Annotated in this window: 15 protein-coding genes; 11 read left to right on the top strand and 4 right to left on the bottom strand. The window is 40.3% G+C overall.

What is annotated here, in order from left to right:
- The gene (locus FJX03_06885) at nucleotides 1-1,641 is read right to left on the bottom strand and encodes a hypothetical protein (GenBank protein ID MBM3633407.1); all 1,641 of its coding nucleotides are present in this window, start codon (nucleotides 1,639-1,641) and stop codon (nucleotides 1-3) included.
- A 198-nt stretch (nucleotides 1,642-1,839) separates the two neighbouring features.
- Between FJX03_06885 and rpsD the strand changes: the two genes are divergently transcribed.
- Both rpsD and FJX03_06875 read left to right on the top strand, forming a co-directional pair.
- Nucleotides 1,840-2,454: a 30S ribosomal protein S4 gene (gene rpsD / locus FJX03_06880; protein MBM3633406.1), complete on the top strand. Its 615-nt coding sequence runs from the start codon at nucleotides 1,840-1,842 to the stop codon at nucleotides 2,452-2,454.
- Nucleotides 2,455-2,750: 296 nt separating this feature from the next.
- Nucleotides 2,751-3,683, top strand: a complete 933-nt coding sequence (locus tag FJX03_06875) for a hypothetical protein (protein ID MBM3633405.1) — start codon at nucleotides 2,751-2,753, stop codon at nucleotides 3,681-3,683.
- 76 nt (nucleotides 3,684-3,759) lie between these two features.
- Here FJX03_06875 and FJX03_06870 read toward each other — a convergent pair whose 3' ends face one another.
- Both FJX03_06870 and parC read right to left on the bottom strand, forming a co-directional pair.
- Entirely contained in the window at nucleotides 3,760-4,980 is a 1,221-nt protein-coding gene (locus tag FJX03_06870) for a hypothetical protein (GenBank protein MBM3633404.1), read from the bottom strand.
- A 73-nt stretch (nucleotides 4,981-5,053) separates the two neighbouring features.
- Complete coding sequence (gene parC, locus FJX03_06865; protein MBM3633403.1) at nucleotides 5,054-7,294, bottom strand: DNA topoisomerase IV subunit A; 2,241 nt, start codon at nucleotides 7,292-7,294, stop codon at nucleotides 5,054-5,056.
- 180 nt (nucleotides 7,295-7,474) lie between these two features.
- Between parC and FJX03_06860 the strand changes: the two genes are divergently transcribed.
- The 9 genes from FJX03_06860 (at nucleotide 7,475) to FJX03_06820 (ending at nucleotide 14,857) form a co-directional block, all read left to right on the top strand.
- Nucleotides 7,475-8,677: a pyridoxal phosphate-dependent aminotransferase gene (locus FJX03_06860; protein MBM3633402.1), complete on the top strand. Its 1,203-nt coding sequence runs from the start codon at nucleotides 7,475-7,477 to the stop codon at nucleotides 8,675-8,677.
- 170 nt (nucleotides 8,678-8,847) lie between these two features.
- Nucleotides 8,848-9,657 (top strand): hypothetical protein, encoded by an 810-nt coding sequence (locus tag FJX03_06855; protein ID MBM3633401.1) that lies wholly within the window; start codon nucleotides 8,848-8,850, stop codon nucleotides 9,655-9,657.
- 104 nt (nucleotides 9,658-9,761) lie between these two features.
- The gene (locus FJX03_06850; GenBank protein ID MBM3633400.1) at nucleotides 9,762-10,982 is read left to right on the top strand and encodes a phage portal protein; all 1,221 of its coding nucleotides are present in this window, start codon (nucleotides 9,762-9,764) and stop codon (nucleotides 10,980-10,982) included.
- Nucleotides 10,979-11,521: an HK97 family phage prohead protease gene (locus FJX03_06845; GenBank protein MBM3633399.1), complete on the top strand. Its 543-nt coding sequence runs from the start codon at nucleotides 10,979-10,981 to the stop codon at nucleotides 11,519-11,521. Before FJX03_06850 ends, FJX03_06845 begins: the two co-directional genes overlap by 4 nt.
- 168 nt (nucleotides 11,522-11,689) lie before the next feature.
- On the top strand, nucleotides 11,690-12,880 hold the full coding sequence (locus tag FJX03_06840) for a phage major capsid protein (protein MBM3633398.1): 1,191 nt from the start codon (nucleotides 11,690-11,692) through the stop codon (nucleotides 12,878-12,880).
- A gap of 3 nt (nucleotides 12,881-12,883) precedes the next feature.
- Nucleotides 12,884-13,447: a hypothetical protein gene (locus FJX03_06835; GenBank protein ID MBM3633397.1), complete on the top strand. Its 564-nt coding sequence runs from the start codon at nucleotides 12,884-12,886 to the stop codon at nucleotides 13,445-13,447.
- Complete coding sequence (locus tag FJX03_06830; GenBank protein MBM3633396.1) at nucleotides 13,444-13,779, top strand: hypothetical protein; 336 nt, start codon at nucleotides 13,444-13,446, stop codon at nucleotides 13,777-13,779. Before FJX03_06835 ends, FJX03_06830 begins: the two co-directional genes overlap by 4 nt.
- A complete protein-coding gene (locus tag FJX03_06825) occupies nucleotides 13,772-14,194 on the top strand; it encodes a hypothetical protein (protein ID MBM3633395.1) in 423 nt (140 codons plus the stop codon). Before FJX03_06830 ends, FJX03_06825 begins: the two co-directional genes overlap by 8 nt.
- A 159-nt stretch (nucleotides 14,195-14,353) precedes the next feature.
- Nucleotides 14,354-14,857, top strand: a complete 504-nt coding sequence (locus tag FJX03_06820; GenBank protein ID MBM3633394.1) for a hypothetical protein — start codon at nucleotides 14,354-14,356, stop codon at nucleotides 14,855-14,857.
- 15 nt (nucleotides 14,858-14,872) lie between these two features.
- Here FJX03_06820 and FJX03_06815 read toward each other — a convergent pair whose 3' ends face one another.
- Complete coding sequence (locus FJX03_06815) at nucleotides 14,873-15,871, bottom strand: DMT family transporter (protein ID MBM3633393.1); 999 nt, start codon at nucleotides 15,869-15,871, stop codon at nucleotides 14,873-14,875.
- Nucleotides 15,872-15,941: the final 70 nt, after the last annotated feature.

Here is a 15,941-nt window from a genome sequence, read left to right as displayed (position 1 = left end):
TTACTCTCCCGGGTTTAATACTTTCAACATCTTCGGATCCATTCGGTAAGGATCATCACTGATATGAATAAGGTTGTCATCACCCATCCATACAGTTTGATAGGTAAAGTATACAGAAATATCATCTTCAGGTTTAACGGTTTGTGTTCTCCCTTGTCCAATGGCTTTCTCAATATCCTCGACGGACCATTTGTTAGCATTACTTAACGCCCATTCCGCAAGTTGGACAGGTGTTTTCAGTCGAATACAACCGGAAGAGAAGGCGCGGGCTGTTTTTTGAAAAAGCTTTTCTTCTGGGGTGCCGTGCAAATAAATTGTGTATGGGTTTTCAATATTAAACTTAATGCGGCCCAAAGCATTGCTACGACCCGGACTTTGCCGCAAATGATAACGAGTACCTTCATTTTCCCAATCAGCTTGATCAGGGTCTACCACTTGACCGGAATCATCTGTCACCGTAAAGCCTGAGCGACGTACGTAATCAGGATCATTAATAATTTTTGGAAGCTTGTCATGAACCAAAATATTGTACGGTACGCCCCATGAAGGGTTAATGATGACATTCCTTAAAGGAGCATAGAATAAAGGAGTCCGGCGACTCGGACGTCCAACAATGGCAGGGATTGTTAGCTTGAGGTCTGCATTTTCGTAAGCTCGGACTTCGTAACCCGCTACATTAACAATAATGTGCTTATCACCCAATTCATCTGGTAACCAGCGCAATCGTTCCATATTTATAATCACTTTGTGGATAAGATCTTCAATCGGCACATTTAATGCTTCTTTTGTTTTACTTGTGACAATGCCATCTGCATCAAGAGTATGACGTTTCTGGAATTGACGTAAAGCCAGGTCAACATCTTTGTCAAATTTTTCCGAGCTTCCTAATTCTTCCTTTAAATCTCCATGCAGAATAAGAATTTGTCGTAAAATTTTTACATCGGGACCTTGATCGTCAAGTTTAAGCTTATTTTTAGTTTTTATGTTTGGCCACTCTTTATTTTCTTTTGCTAACGCTCTGTAATGACCCAACAGCTCTCTCATATGAATATACTGAGGGATATTCGGCTCTAAGGTTTTAAGTTTTGTACATTGAGAGGCCTTATCATGCACTGCATTCCAAAGAAGGTCTACCGCACTTGTCTTTGGGCTTTTAAATTTTATATCATTGCTGATTCTTGCAGGGTCGATTCTTCCGACTCTGAGGTGGTTAATGTAATCCAAATAGCGTTTGGTAAGGAGAATTTCAGCCTCCGCCCATTGAGTCGGATGAGTACCAAATGTTGTTGCATCTTCGTAATCTTGAGGATTTAAGCCTTCAAGAGCAGCTTCCTTAAGGGTTTCAACGGCGATTTGACCACACTTTGTAAGATTACCTTGAAAAAACCAAACAGGTTGTCTCCCCATTTTTTCGTAAAATGTCATTAAATCTTTGTCTGCTGCAATTTTTTTGGAGGAAAGTATTTCTTCAAAAATCGTATCAATAGGTGAGGGAGCTACAGAAAGCTCATTTAAGGGCGCAGTAGGATTTACAGGTACCGGGCCCACAACAATATTCCCTTGTGAATTGGTAGCTATTGATGCCAAGATGAGCATATGGTAAGTAAAAATGAGCTTTGATAATTTCTTCAAACTAATCATAATCACTTCCTTTAGACAGAGGTTTATTCTTAAATATAAGTCCCTTATCGTTAAAAATCGGTGAAAGTGGGAGAAGAAATGAAAAAAGGAGTCTCTTTTTTAATAAACGATTTGACAAATGGGTGTAAAACATCGTATTTCAAACCATAGACATTTATGTCAAAACATTATTAGATCTTGTAAAGATAGGTTTTATTTATGACAAAGCGCGTGACAGCAAAGCACAAAATTGATCGTCGTTTGGGTGTAAACTTATGGGGTCGCCCAAAAAGCCCAGTTAATCGCCGTAATTATGGACCCGGTCAACATGGACAACAACGCTCTAAGCCCTCTGACTATGGTATTCAACTGCGAGCCAAACAAAAGCTCAAAGGATACTATGGTAATATAAATGAGCGCCAGTTTCGTCGTTTGTACGAAGAAGCCGTGCGTCGCCGTGGAGACACTTCTGAAAATCTTATTGAGCTTTTGGAACGTCGTTTGGATGCGGTTATATACCGAATGAAATTTGTATCTACTGTTTTTGCTGCGCGTCAATTTGTGAACCACGGTCACGTTCAAGTAAATGGCAAGCGCGTTAACATTCCTTCTTATCAGGTTCGTGATGGCGATGAAATAGTCGTTGGCGGTCGTATGAAAGATAATGTCAACGTGGCTCTAGCCATTCAATCTAATGAGCGTGACGTTCCAGACTACGTTGAAGCGGATCATAAGGGTTTTAAAGGACGCTTTATTCGGGGACCGAAACTTGCAGATGTTCCTTACCCAGTTAGTATGGAACCAAATTTGGTTGTCGAGTTTTATTCACGATAATTTCTTTTGCTTTTAAGTCAAATTTAAAAACCTGAGATTTTTCTCAGGTTTTTTTTATGCTAATGAAAACGCAATCCTTTATAAATAGATAATATTTGAACAACCCATAGATATATTTATAGAAATTATAGACTCTCCTTGGGTTTAATCGCTTATAAAATGTTCCATAAAAAATTTTCATAAGCTTTTGTGGACGTAAAAATTTTATGGGTTCATCATCCCTCTGGTCAGAACCAATTCTACATAGTACAATTTATTTATCGTAAATTTTATTATAATTGATAGGGAGTTTTCTAATGGTGAATAAATATCTTGTGAGCCCTGCTGTATTGTTTTCTTTATCTTGTATGGCTACACAGCCGTCCAATGTAGTCTCTTTGCCGGATACGTCTTCTAAGGCGGCGCCTTCAGAGCAGTCCGTAGTCTTGGGAGAGACTGCAGAAGAATTGGCGCCTGACACGGCCAAACAAACTTTAGAAACAGCTATGACGGCTAAAGATGGTAAAAAATTTGAAGTTAGTGGCGTTGTTGTAAAGAACTTTACAGGAGTGGTACTGGTTAAAACGACAAATGAAGATAAGACAGTAAACGTCTCCATTAAGGGGCCTGATAATTTATTAGACCGCATTCAGATTACAGATAAACATACCTTACATACTGGTGAATTGTTTGTGGGCTTTGAAAGTACTATCCCTACATTGGTAGATGTAGATAAGTTAGTGCTAAATCTTGAAGTCCCCTCCAAAATGCCTTTAAGTATTAGTTTAACGGGAGGCAGAGGTAATGTGGACATCCGCGAAGCCGACACAACCTTCAGCATTAATGGCGGAGGAGATATAACAAGCTCTAAAGTTAAAAATCTATTTAGTACGATTGATGGTTCAGGAGAAATAATCATTAATCAAATAGATGGCAATGCTGATATTGATATTCGAGGTGATGGAAAATATATAATTCGTAAAGGAACAATTCCCAATTTGAAAGCCGGTATCAGAGGAACAGGTATTATCGATGTTAAAGCAGTTGTTGGTGATGCAGATCTCAAGTGCGAGGGCGCCGGAACAATGAATCTTGCGGTCATCAAAGGCGAGTTAAAACAAACCAAAAATGCAGCAGGGGTTATTCGTATTTCAAAAATGCCTCGTGCCGTAAAGACCAAACAGTCTCAAGCTAAAATGCAGGATAAAAATTCCGCTCAACAGCAAAAATTGAAAAAAGCTGAGAGCTAGAAAGCCAATTTATGTAGACTTTAAAAGAGTCAGTTCATTTAGTTTTTTATAACAAAGTTTATTTGAACACGAATATTTATGGGGTTTTCTTTAAAGTTTTGAGGTCATTTTGAAGTTGGGTGACTTGGTTGGTTAATTGTACAACTTGTTGTACCAAATCATTTAAATTTGCTTTAGAAACGCGTGCCATTTGAATTGATTTAATTTGCGCTAACGTGTTTGCTTTCCCTTCAGCAATTTTTTTGGGGTCTAGGGTAGTTGACTGATCTTGATAATAGGCAATTTTATCTTCTAAATCTTGCTTCTGTTTCACATACTTTTCTCTTTCAGCTGTTAAGGCACTTAATGTCTGATTATTGAGTGTCTGCGAATCCTTGCCGACCACTTTCTTGAATTTATTAAGAACATTTCCTTTGGGTGGATCTGCTTTTAAGGCCAAAATTTTCTGGTCAGTAATTCTAATGGCTTCACCCAGAGTTGCAAAAGACGTTTTCAAAATATTTATGTATCCTTGAGGGTTCTCTTGGTTTTTATTAGGATTTTTTACCGTATTAAAATTTTCTATGCGATGGTATTCCATCATCATGTTTTCTAAGACTTTGAGCTCTAACAGAGCAATGTAATCGTCAAAACGGCTTTGCTCTTCGCTCAATGACTTTGAAGCCAACTTTATCTTTTCCCAGCGATCAGCTTTATTATCTGTTATCAATAAGCTATCTGTAAACGCAACAAAGGTATTCAAATAATTGGCAGGATTTAACAAGCCAGATATAATTTGACTTTTGTTTCCTGTTAAATTTTGAGCTTTTTTCATGGCGCTTTGAATGGTAGTTGGGCCTATTAGTTTTTCAAGAATTACAGATTGCGCTTGAATTTTTTCATAAGATTTTATGGCAGCTTCTAAAATTTGTTCATTCGTACCCATAATTGTTTGTAATGCCTCTTTGCGACGGCCATAAGCGCGGAAAAGAACACCTGCACCTTGAACAACTTGATTTAAAACAGCAACGACTGTTGTCGCATTTTGCTGTTGAATACTTAAAGGGGCTTTGCGAATCAAGTCTTGGATTTCATTTGTAACATTTACAACGACATCAGCTTTCGCTTGAATTTCTCTTCCCTTTGCTCTTGTATCTATTCTTTGTTGAGTAGCTACGTCAGTATTTTGCTTTTGCGCTTGTAGTATTTGATTGCGGGCGTCTTTATCATAAATATTCGAAGGGCCTGTAGGTTGTGCCCCAAGAATTGACGATGTCCCAAAGACAGTGGTCAACCAAATGAATAAGCGGGTATTCATAAAAATATTCATCCTCAAAAGTAACGTACCTTTGAGTATAATGATATAATGTTAAGATTTCATGAAAAGGGTTTTAGCCTTCAAACTTATTATTGCGAGGAAAGCCAATGGGAGCCAGGCGTCCTATCGCACCTCTACGTGCACGCCAGGGTCGCAAATCCATTTCCTTTTGTAATTTTCCATTGCGAGTCCACGTTAGCCCATCTTGCTCTTGAAAAATTTTGATATCTGATAACGTGCCTTGTCGATACTTTTGAAGAGTAACTCCCCTACCTTTTGTCAAAGCAGGAATTTCCGAGACAGGATAGATAACTAGTTTTCGATTTTCGCCAATAATACCTATTAATTGATTGGGCGATGTGTGTTTTACAGGGAAACAGTATTTTGCTTTTGCATCACCGCTTAAAAGCATAACTTGGCGGCCTCCCCGTGTCTGAGATAATACATCTTGAGCCGATACAAGAAATCCTCGTCCTTCCGATGAGGCCAATAAATATTGAGACGGTTCTTGAGATTCGCCTGGCTTCAGGATCATCATTTCAATAATTTCTTCTGTATTGTCGAGGTCAATCATAAGACGTAAAGGCTCTCCATGTCCGCGACCGCGGGAAAGTTTGTCTACACCAACGGTATAAAAGCGACCATTGGTGGCAAAGATCATCACTTTGTCAGTAGTTTGAGCAGGAATAACATATCGACCTTCGTCCCCATCTTTATATTTTAAATCATCTGCAGCAATTTGATGGCCTTTAATAGCGCGAATCCATCCTTTTTCCGAACAAATGATCGTAACGTCTTCTCGTTCGATAATCGCTTCAATGGGAACAATAACGACTTGAGGAGCTTCAGCTAGAGTTGTGCGCCGCGCCCCAAGAAGCGTATTCTGACCAAAACGCTTTTCAATTTCCTTAATATCTGTCTTAATGCGCTTCCATTGTTTGGCAGGACTTTGTAGCAGATCTGTGAGGATTGAGTGCTCTTGGGTGAGGCTAGCGTGTTCTTGGCGAATTTCAATTTCTTGCAGTTTGCGTAAGCTGCGTAGGCGCATATTTAATATTGCTTCAGCTTGTATATCAGACAGTTTAAATTGAGCCATCATGATTGGTTTCGGTTCATCTTCTTCCCGTATGATGCGGATAACCTCATCAATATTGAGGTAAGCAACCAAATAACCTTCAAGAACTTCCAACCTATCAACAATTTGTTTTAGCCGGTACGTAGTTCGGCGTGTAAGAACTTCCCGGCGATGGTTGAGGAAAGCTTGAAGAACTTGTTTTAAGTCCATGACTTTTGGTGTTTTTCCTCCATCAAGAACATTCATGTTGAGAGAAATACGCGCTTCAAGGTCGGTATGACGGAACAGTGACTCCATAAGAACTTCAGGATCAACGGATCTACTTTTGGGTTCCAGGACGACACGAATATCATCTGTTGATTCATCGATCACATCATTAAGAAGGGGAAGTTTCTTTTCAGACAGTAAGTCGGCAATTTTCTCAATGAGTTTGGATTTGCCTACCTGATAAGGAATTTGTGTAATAACAATACGATAAGTGCCACCTTTGACTTGTTCTGTTTCCCAGCGAGCTCTTAATCGAAAACTACCACGACCCGTTTCATAGCTTTTTAAGATGGATTCTTTGCCTTCAGTCAAAATCCCACCTGTGGGGAAGTCGGGGCCAGGAATGAGAGTCATCAAATCAGCGATTGTGGCCTCAGGTTTATCAATCAGTAGCATCAAACCCTGGCAAAGTTCAGCTAGGTTGTGGGGAGGGATAGACGTTGCCATTCCCACGGCAATACCATTTGAACCGTTAGCCAGCAAATTGGGAAAAGCGGCAGGAAACACGATTGGTTCATCAGATTCGCCGTCATAAGTTGCACGAAAATCAATGGCGTTTTCATCTATCCCCTCCATGAGGAGAGAAGCAACTTCAGTCAGTCGAGCTTCTGTATATCGCATGGCAGCTGCGTTGTCGCCATCAATGTTACCAAAGTTTCCTTGACCATCAATCAGGGGATAGCGCATAGAGAAATCTTGAGCTTGGCGGACAAGGGCATCATAAATGGATTGATCACCATGCGGGTGAAATTTACCCATGACGTCACCCACTACTCGAGCCGACTTTTTAAAGCTAGAATTTGGATTTAACCGTAATTGCTGCATAGCGTATATTAACCGACGGTGCACAGGCTTTAGCCCATCGCGCACATCGGGCAGAGATCGTGACGTAATTGTCGATAAAGCATAAGCCAGGTATCGTTCGCTTAAGGCTTGTTCAAAAGAAATATCATTATTTTGTCGTTTGCTCATATTCGCTCAGTATCAGATGGCTTATTTCCTTATCATTTGTACTCTTTTCCCTAGAAAAAGTACAGGATTTCAATAGAGTTCTTTTTAAAAAAGTCCATTTCAAGCCGAGATTGTCTAGAAAGATAAGGTGTGCTAGAACGGATTTTATGTACTTGTCTTATGATATTGAGGAGCGTCCCCATGGATTTCTTGGCTAATCGTTTAAAATGCATTCATCCATCACCAACGTTAGCTATGACGGCAAGAGCAGCTGAACTTAAGGCTCAAGGTCTGGATGTTATTAGCTTAAGTGCTGGAGAACCTGATTTTGATACACCCGATCCTATAAAGCAAGGTGCGGTTGAGGCCCTGAATAAAGGACAAACAAAATACACACCTATAGAGGGAACGGTACTTCTAAGAAAAGCCATACAAGAAAAATTTTTGAAAGATAATCAGCTGTCTTATAGTTTGGATGAAATCACCGTAGGAAACGGTGCCAAACAGGTCATTTTTAATGCTCTCCTGGCCACTGTTCAAGAAGGAGATGAGGTTATTATTCCGGCTCCTTACTGGGTATCATATCCGGATATGGTTCACATTTGTTCTGGCAAAAGTGTAATTGTACATTGTGGGGAAGAAGATCATTTTAAATTAACACCAGCCAGCCTAGAAAATGCCATTACAAAGCAAACAAAATGGCTCATATTAAACTCTCCCGGGAATCCAACAGGGCGAGTTTACCTTGAAGAACAACTTCGGGAGTTGGGAGAAGTTCTTCTACGACACCCTCATGTCTACGTAATTTGTGATGATATCTATGAGTATTTGGTCTATGACAAAGTTGCTTTTGCAACACTTGCTACCGTCGTTCCCAACTTAAAAAATCGAATTTTAACGGTTAATGGCGTATCAAAATCTTATGCCATGACCGGGTGGCGTATCGGCTATGCTGGGGGGCCAAAGCCATTAATAAAGGCGATTACTATGATTCAGTCCCATAGCACCTCTAACGCCTGCTCAATTTCTCAAGCAGCGGCTGTTACGGCTTTATCCGGTTCCCATGAATTTATCAGCTCTTGGGTGCAAACATTTCAATTTCGGCGGGATTTAGCGCTTGAAATTATTAATGCTACGCCGGGTTTGTCGTGTTTTAAGCCTGAAGGAGCTTTTTATCTTTATATTTCTTGTGAGGGTGTAATGGGTAAAAAAACTCCGCGCGGTCAATTATTAAGCACAGATAATGAATTTGTGCTCTATTTATTGGAGGAGGGAGGCATTGCTTCAGTTAGCGGAGATTCTTTTGGGCTATCTCCCTATTTTCGTATATCTTATGCTATAGATACGGAGCTTTTGCGTGAAGCTTGCAACCGAATTCAAAAGGCTGTCCTTGCCTTAGCCTAAGAATTTCTATAAATTCAGTTCATTTTTCTCGTTTCTTTAAAATAAGGTAACGACAAGCACCATTCATTTAATTCTTTTAAATAATACTTCTTAAGCAGGCATTAATTTTTTGAATTTATTATTTATTTATGATTATGCATCAAAAATTAATATGTCTCGGGGGGACAATCATGAAATATTTACCTAAAACTTTTACAACGGTTTGTTTCATTACGATGGTAACTTCAGGACAAGCTTTATCTCCTGCGCAAATACTGGATCCAACAATGGATTGTGGCATAAGTCCGCAAGAATTACGGAAATGTTTGGTCAGTAAAGAAAAAAATTTAGCGGATAAAAAGACTAAGGATTTTTGTAATGATATTGTTACTTATGCAAGTAATAACAAGCAATTACAAGCAGCCAATCAATCTATGAAGAATAATTCTGCCTTTCTCAATGCGCGATCTCAAAAGAAAAGAATTGTTGAACTTTCTGGAAAACAGAAAATTATTTTGGATAAACTAATGATAGGTGGCTTAAGCCCCGAGCAAATTGGTAAAATTCCGGCTCTTGATACCAATCAAATTGATAATTTTAGTTGTAAAAAAATTAAAGAAGGTCAGGTTTATAAAGGAAAAATTATTGGAGAAGGTATTATTAACCATTCAAAAACATGCGGTTTGGATCTTAGAGAAGTTGACTCTTGTATTAAAAAGGAGCGGGGAGGCGCCGGCCAGGGAGATAGTTTATGTAATGACATCAAGCTGTTCGCTGGAAATAAACAAAAAATCGCTGAATGGGAAGGCACGCAACGTACGAAACCCTCGGATATAATGAGCAAAATGTTAGTAGAAGTTCGAGCCACTCAAGCTGAATACACAGATGCTTTTAAAAAAATTGGATTAGATCAACAAGAAATCGATAATATTCCAGCACTATCCCGAAGTGACGATCATAATTTTCAATGCGCTGATAAAGTCTCAAATTCCCAACGATAATATCAATTTGGCTTGAAATTACTTAATGGGCATTTGTAATATTTGACAAATTGTAGGGGCAATCGATAGACCTTTTTCGTAATGAAACGAAAGAGGGTTATCTGATGAAAACATTTCTGAAGTCCTTTATTTCTCGCAATGGATTGTTTCCACAAAAGTCAAGTTGTGTGGGGCCACTTGTTGTCTGTGGTACAATGGGAAATCCTGTATGGACACCACGTCGATATGATTCGCTGGCCGCAGAAGGTTATCAGAAGAACGTGATCGTTTATCGATGTGTCAATCTTATTGCTCGAGGATTGAGCAGCGTTCCCTGGCTTTTATATAGAGGCTCAAATGAACTCGAAACTCATCCTTTATTAGATCTTCTCAATTGTCCCAGCCCTCGCCAAGCCGGTTCCTCATTTATGGAATCCGTCGTGGGTTATTTGCTCTTAGCCGGGAATACCTATATTGAAGCTGTGCTTAATCAGGATGGCATTCCAACGGAGCTGCATCCCTTACGACCCGATCGAATCAAAATCATTCCTGGATCAGCTGGCTTGCCGATGGGATATCAGTATACCGTTGGGGGAGTTCATAAAACTATTAATTGTAACCCGATTACCGGGCAATCTTGTATTCTCCATCTCAAAAATTTTCATCCCCTAAATGACTGGTATGGCATGAGCCCCATTGAGGCAGCTGCACAAAGTATTGATCAACATAATGCTGTAGCGGGGCACAATTTAGCATTGTTACAAAATGGCGGACGCCCCAGCGGGGGGCTCATTATACGACCCACTCCGCATTCCCGTGCCATGAGTGAAGTCCAGCGAGAGTCTTTAAGGCAAGATTTACGGGAAATTTATGCAGGCCATAAAAATGCAGGGCAAATGCTTATTCTTGAAGGGGATTGTGATTGGCGGGAAATGGGATTATCCCCTAAAGACTTAGATTTTATTGAGGGTAAAAATCTCACAGCCCGGGAAATCGCCCAAAGTTATGGCATTCCCCCTATGTTAGTGGGAGTTCCAGGGGATGCAACATTTGCCAATTACAAGGAAGCTCGGTTTCATCTTTGGGAAGATACAATTATACCTTTACTGGAGTTTTTTGTTGCGGAATTTAACCTGTGGTTAGCGCCCTTTTTTGAAGAAGGAATATGTTTAAGCTACAATACAGATGCTATTCCAGCTCTTGCAGAACGACGTGAAGCTGTTTGGTCAAAAATAGCATCTGCAAATTTTCTCACCCTTAATGAAAAGCGCCAAGGGGTTGGATACGGACCATTAAGTGGGGGAGATGTTCTTGTTTCTTCGGCTGTCCAAGGGCCAGCTCTATGAATAAAATGATTGATTATCCTTTATCAGTAAAAACTTGGGATGCTGATGGAACTTTCAGCGGCTATGCTTCTGTGTTTGGGATTACAGATAGTCAAGGCGAAGAAGTGGCTTCAGGGGCTTTTGATATTTCTTTAAAAGAATGGGAACGATCAGGGAAAAAACCAAAACTCCTCTGGCAGCATGATTGTCGGCAACCGATTGGGTTGTGGCAAGAAATTCGAGAAGACACCCACGGCTTATATGTCAAAGGTCAATTGATCTTGGAGCTTTCCCAAGGGCGCGAAGCTTATAGTTTACTAAAAAATGGTGTTGTGGATAGCTTATCTATTGGTTTCTTAACCGTTAGGGCTAGGAGAAAGGAAGGAAAAAATGGAGCGATAAAATTACGTGTTCTAGAGGAGGTGATTTTGCAGGAAGTTTCTCTCGTGACTTTTGCTGCTAATCCGTTAGCTAAAGTCGATCGAGTCAAGAGGAACGATCCTGAAATTATCAATTTGAAAAATCAATTGGTACGTTTAACTGAGCTGCTGAATAATTAAATATCTGTAAATATCCAAAATCAACTTGAGGGTTGTTTCAAAAATAAATATTGCCACAGGACGGGAATACAAGAGTTTACAATACAATTTTACAATAGTTTTAGAGGAGCTCAACAAACATATAGACCAGGGGAAAATATGAAAAGGTAGTTTAGAAAGGAATTCATAATGACAGTACAGATTGTTAGAGAAGCAGTGGAAACACTTCATCAGGCATTTGAAGATTTTAAAGCCGCAAATGATCACCGTCTGGGACTTTTAGAAACGAAAGGGAGTACAGATCCTCTTGTAGAAGAAAAAGTTAATCGATTGAATGAAGTGCTGGAGAAGGCGCAAGGTCGATTAGTGCAGCTTGAGATAGCGGGGAAGAGACCCCAATTTTCAGGAGTTTCCGAACTGGAGAGCGCAGATAAAAACGCTTTTTTCTCTTATGTTCGTAAAGGGATGGAAGGAATAGAGCAAAAATCTTTAACAAGTCTCAATGATGCAAGTGGGGGATACCTAATTCCTCACAACATGTTAGATAAAATACATTCCACCATTGTCATAAATTCTCCAATGCGCTCTTTATCAAAGGTTATGAGTATTTCGACGGATGGGCTAGAGTTTTTGCAAGAAAAAGGTTTTGCGGATGTCGGATGGGTCGCAGAAACCGCAGATCGGCCAGAAACAGGGACACCTGAATTAAAAAAAATACGGATTCCCGTTCACCAAATCTATGCAAAACCGCGAGCAAGTCAAAAATTGTTGGATGATTCAAGTGTAGATATTGAATCTTGGTTAGCTGAAAAAATTGCTGAAAAAATGACATTGATGGAAAATTCTGCTTTTGTTACAGGAGATGGCGTTGGGAAGCCCAAGGGGTTTTTGACGTATGATCTTGTTGAAATTGGCAAAGGAGAGTGGGGAAAATTTGAAGCGGTCATCTCAAAAGCCGGTGATGCACTTACAGATGGAGATGTTCTCGTTGATGCTTTTCATGCTTTAAAAGCACAATATCTTCCTGGCGCAACTTGGCTAATGTCACGTTCAGCAATGGCATCTATTCGCAAACTTAAAGGTGAAAACCGTCAATATTTATGGCAGCCCAGTATGATCGAGGGCACACCGGCAACTTTATTAGGATTTCCTGTACTTATAGCAGATGATATGCCAGGGCTTGACGCAAAAAAATCTACGACAGCTATAGCGTTTGGTAATTTTCGAGAAGCCTATCAAATTGTGGATCGAGCTGGATTACATGTTTTGCGCGATCCCTTTAGCGCCAAGCCCTATGTAGAGTTTTATGCCACGAAGCGCGTAGGGGGAGATGTCATCAATTTTGAAGCTCTCAAATTAATTCATTTTTTGAAGGCATAATCCATGCTGACACGGATAAAAACACTAGATATCCTTCCCGTTGGACTTACAGAGGTCAAGGCGCACTTGCGCCTTGACCATGCTCATGAGGATGAATATTTACGCCCCCTTATTTTGGCAGCTGTCAGTTTTGTAGAGGAGTATCTGGGGCGTTCATTACTGACTCAACAATGGCGAATAATTTGGGAAAAGGAGAAATCTTATCCGCCCCAATTATCAACAACTATTGGAGATATATGTTCAGTCGCGCTTCCTTATCCCCCTTTACGGGCAATATTAGGCGTAAATCGTTTAATGAGTCAGGGAGCCAAACAGCCCATACGACGACATCGATTGGAAATAAATCATCTGGTTCCTCGATTAGTATTTGCTGAGGTTCTTGAACCTGTTGAGATTGATTTTGAGACAGGTTACGGCGATCGACCATTAGATATTCCCGCTGTGATTCGACAATCCATTCTTATGACAGTGGCAGATTTTTATGAAAATAGAGAATCAGGCTCGATGCCATGTCAAACATTGGCCCGGGACATATTGGATAGTTATCGGATTGTGCGGCTGTCATGACAAAAATACATCAATTACGTGATCGAGTGGTGTTAATAAAACGGCGCGTAATCGAGGAGTCTAATGGGTCATTTAAAGAATTCTGGCAGGAAGGTGATAGTGTTTGGGCACAAGTTATTCCTTGGGAAGGGCGAGAAGTCTATGGTGAGAATTGGAATAATTTCACGTCCAATGCTCTCAAATTTAAAATGGTTTTACGATTTCGACGGGGGCGTTTTGTAAGAGTGAAATGGCAAAATATGACTTTTGCACTTTTATGCCCTCCTATCAGTGATCAACGACGTCAATGGATGACATGTTGGATGTATGTCTTGGGAGAAGACCATGAGTGATTTTCAAGTTCTAACAGCCATTAGAGGGTTATTGCTTCGTAGGGAAGTATTAAGCCGCGTCCACCTAGCTTTACCCCCCCAACCAACTTATCCCTTAATATTGGTGGATTTGGAAGAGCTTTGGACTCATTTGCCGCTTATACCGACTCAAAAACGCAATGTTATTTTGGCACGTCTCAAATTCAAAGTCAGTGCGTTTTCACAATCTTCAGGAATGGAAGAAGTGACCTTATTGTCAGAAAAAGTAAGACAAGTCCTTGAAGGTGAGACAGTCTCTTTCCCAGAGACTAACGGGGTAGACAAAACCATTACAACTCGCTTTCTTGCTTGTGTAACAGAAATTTTAGGACAAGGAATGCAAGCTCCGACGTTGCGAGTTGTTCATCATTTTTATGACTGCATTATAAGGGGGTAACAAATGGATAATCTTGATCAAGAGCCAGAAGAAGATAGTGAAGAAAATTTTAAGGAGGAAATCATTAATGCGCTGACAACCCATTTCCGGCGATGCAGTCGGGGACGCATCGTTGATTTGCCACGCTGGGCACAATAAATCATTGAGGGGTGGAAATAAATGGAGTCAGATCTTATTTTAAGCAAAGGTGGTTTTCCTCCCCTGTCAGCGAGAGGATGCATTCAACACCTCATGCCCATTCTGAGTGGAGATTTAAGGAGAACTATTAATGGATCATTAATTTACACAGGGAATACACTCTCACATAAATATCGATCCCTTATTTTATGTGAAGATAAAACAGTGTTAGCCTTAGACGATTTTTGGCGGGGGAGTGAAATTCGTGTTGGATGTATACAACCTTTGTGGCAAAAGGTGACAAATTCGCAAGTCCTTTTAGAAAGATATCCCATTGAAGGATCTATATTTGCTATTACGGATCAGCAGAAAGATCGACAAATACAAGAGATACAGGGGCGAAAAGTCATAGTAAAAAGGGAAGCAAATGAAGACGTTTTTCTAAGTTATCGACCTTGGTTGAATATGCGCGTTGTCAATTTTGCCTTTATGACAAATGAATGGGGATTGAAATCGGGGTGGCGTCTTGAATTAGAAGAAATATGAAGAGAGCCTGTCAGTCTACAAACTCTTCATTTTCTCTTTACGTGTTTCATAATAACTGATGTAAGCAGTACCAGCGATAATAAAGGAGGCCCCTGCAATGGTTACAAACGTTGGAACTTCCATAAAGAATAGGAAACCAAAGAGAGCTGAAAAAATGAATTCTACGTATCTGAAGGGCATTAAGGCTGAAACATCTGTCGCAGAAAAAGCCCTAATCATACAAACTTGAATGAGATTGGCACCGATACCTAATAGAACAAGGAGACCAAGTTCCTCCCATGAAGGGGTTTTCCATACAAAAAACGCTGGTATCGCGGCGGCGATAGTGGTTCCAACAGCAAAGTAAAAAAGGAGGGTATGTGTATTTTCTGTGGAAACCATTTTTTTAGCCATAATATCCAGGAGAGCAAAGAGAATAGCAGCCGTAATAGGAACGAGAGCAACAAGGCGCAAAGCTTCAGTTCCCGGCTGAAACATAATGATCAAGCCAATAAACCCAATAAGGATGGCAATCCATCTAGGCATATCCACCTTTTCTCGTAAGAAAAAGACAGCTAAGGGAAGGAAGAAAAAGGGCTGAGAAGACATGATAATTGTGTTGTCAGATAAGGGCATCAAGTTCACTGAATAGCAACAGGCACCTATGGCGCCTACACCCAGAACAGCTCGCCAAAAATGCATCCAGGGGCGTGTTGTTTTAAACAAGGCTGTTCCATGAGTCAACATGAGAGGAACAACGGTCAGCATGCTGAAGAAAAAGCGAAAGAAGACAACTTCGAGAACATCAAGCCGCGCACCGAGTAATCGCATTAATATATCGTTGCACACGCTCACAAAACAAATCATAACCGCCCAAAAGGCTCCTTGCGGATATCCCTGACTCATAAACCAAGAAAAGGGATTGGAAGAAGTTGGTTTTAGAGAAGGTATTGGAATGATCTCTTCAGCTGGTGTTACAGATCGAGCAGGGGTTGCAGTCATATCACTCTCTATAGGTCGAAACGAATTATACATTAGTTTATTACTAGCATTTCCAAAGAAAGTCGAGAAAAAAGGAAAAATTGCCCGGGCACTTGAAATGATG

The sequence above is a fragment of the Alphaproteobacteria bacterium genome, from assembly GCA_016870095.1.
In the GTDB taxonomy this organism is placed as follows: Bacteria; Pseudomonadota; Alphaproteobacteria; order Paracaedibacterales; family VGCI01; genus VGCI01.
The sequence above is the reverse complement of the archived record's forward strand: the minus strand, read 5'-3'. Positions and strand labels throughout refer to the sequence as shown.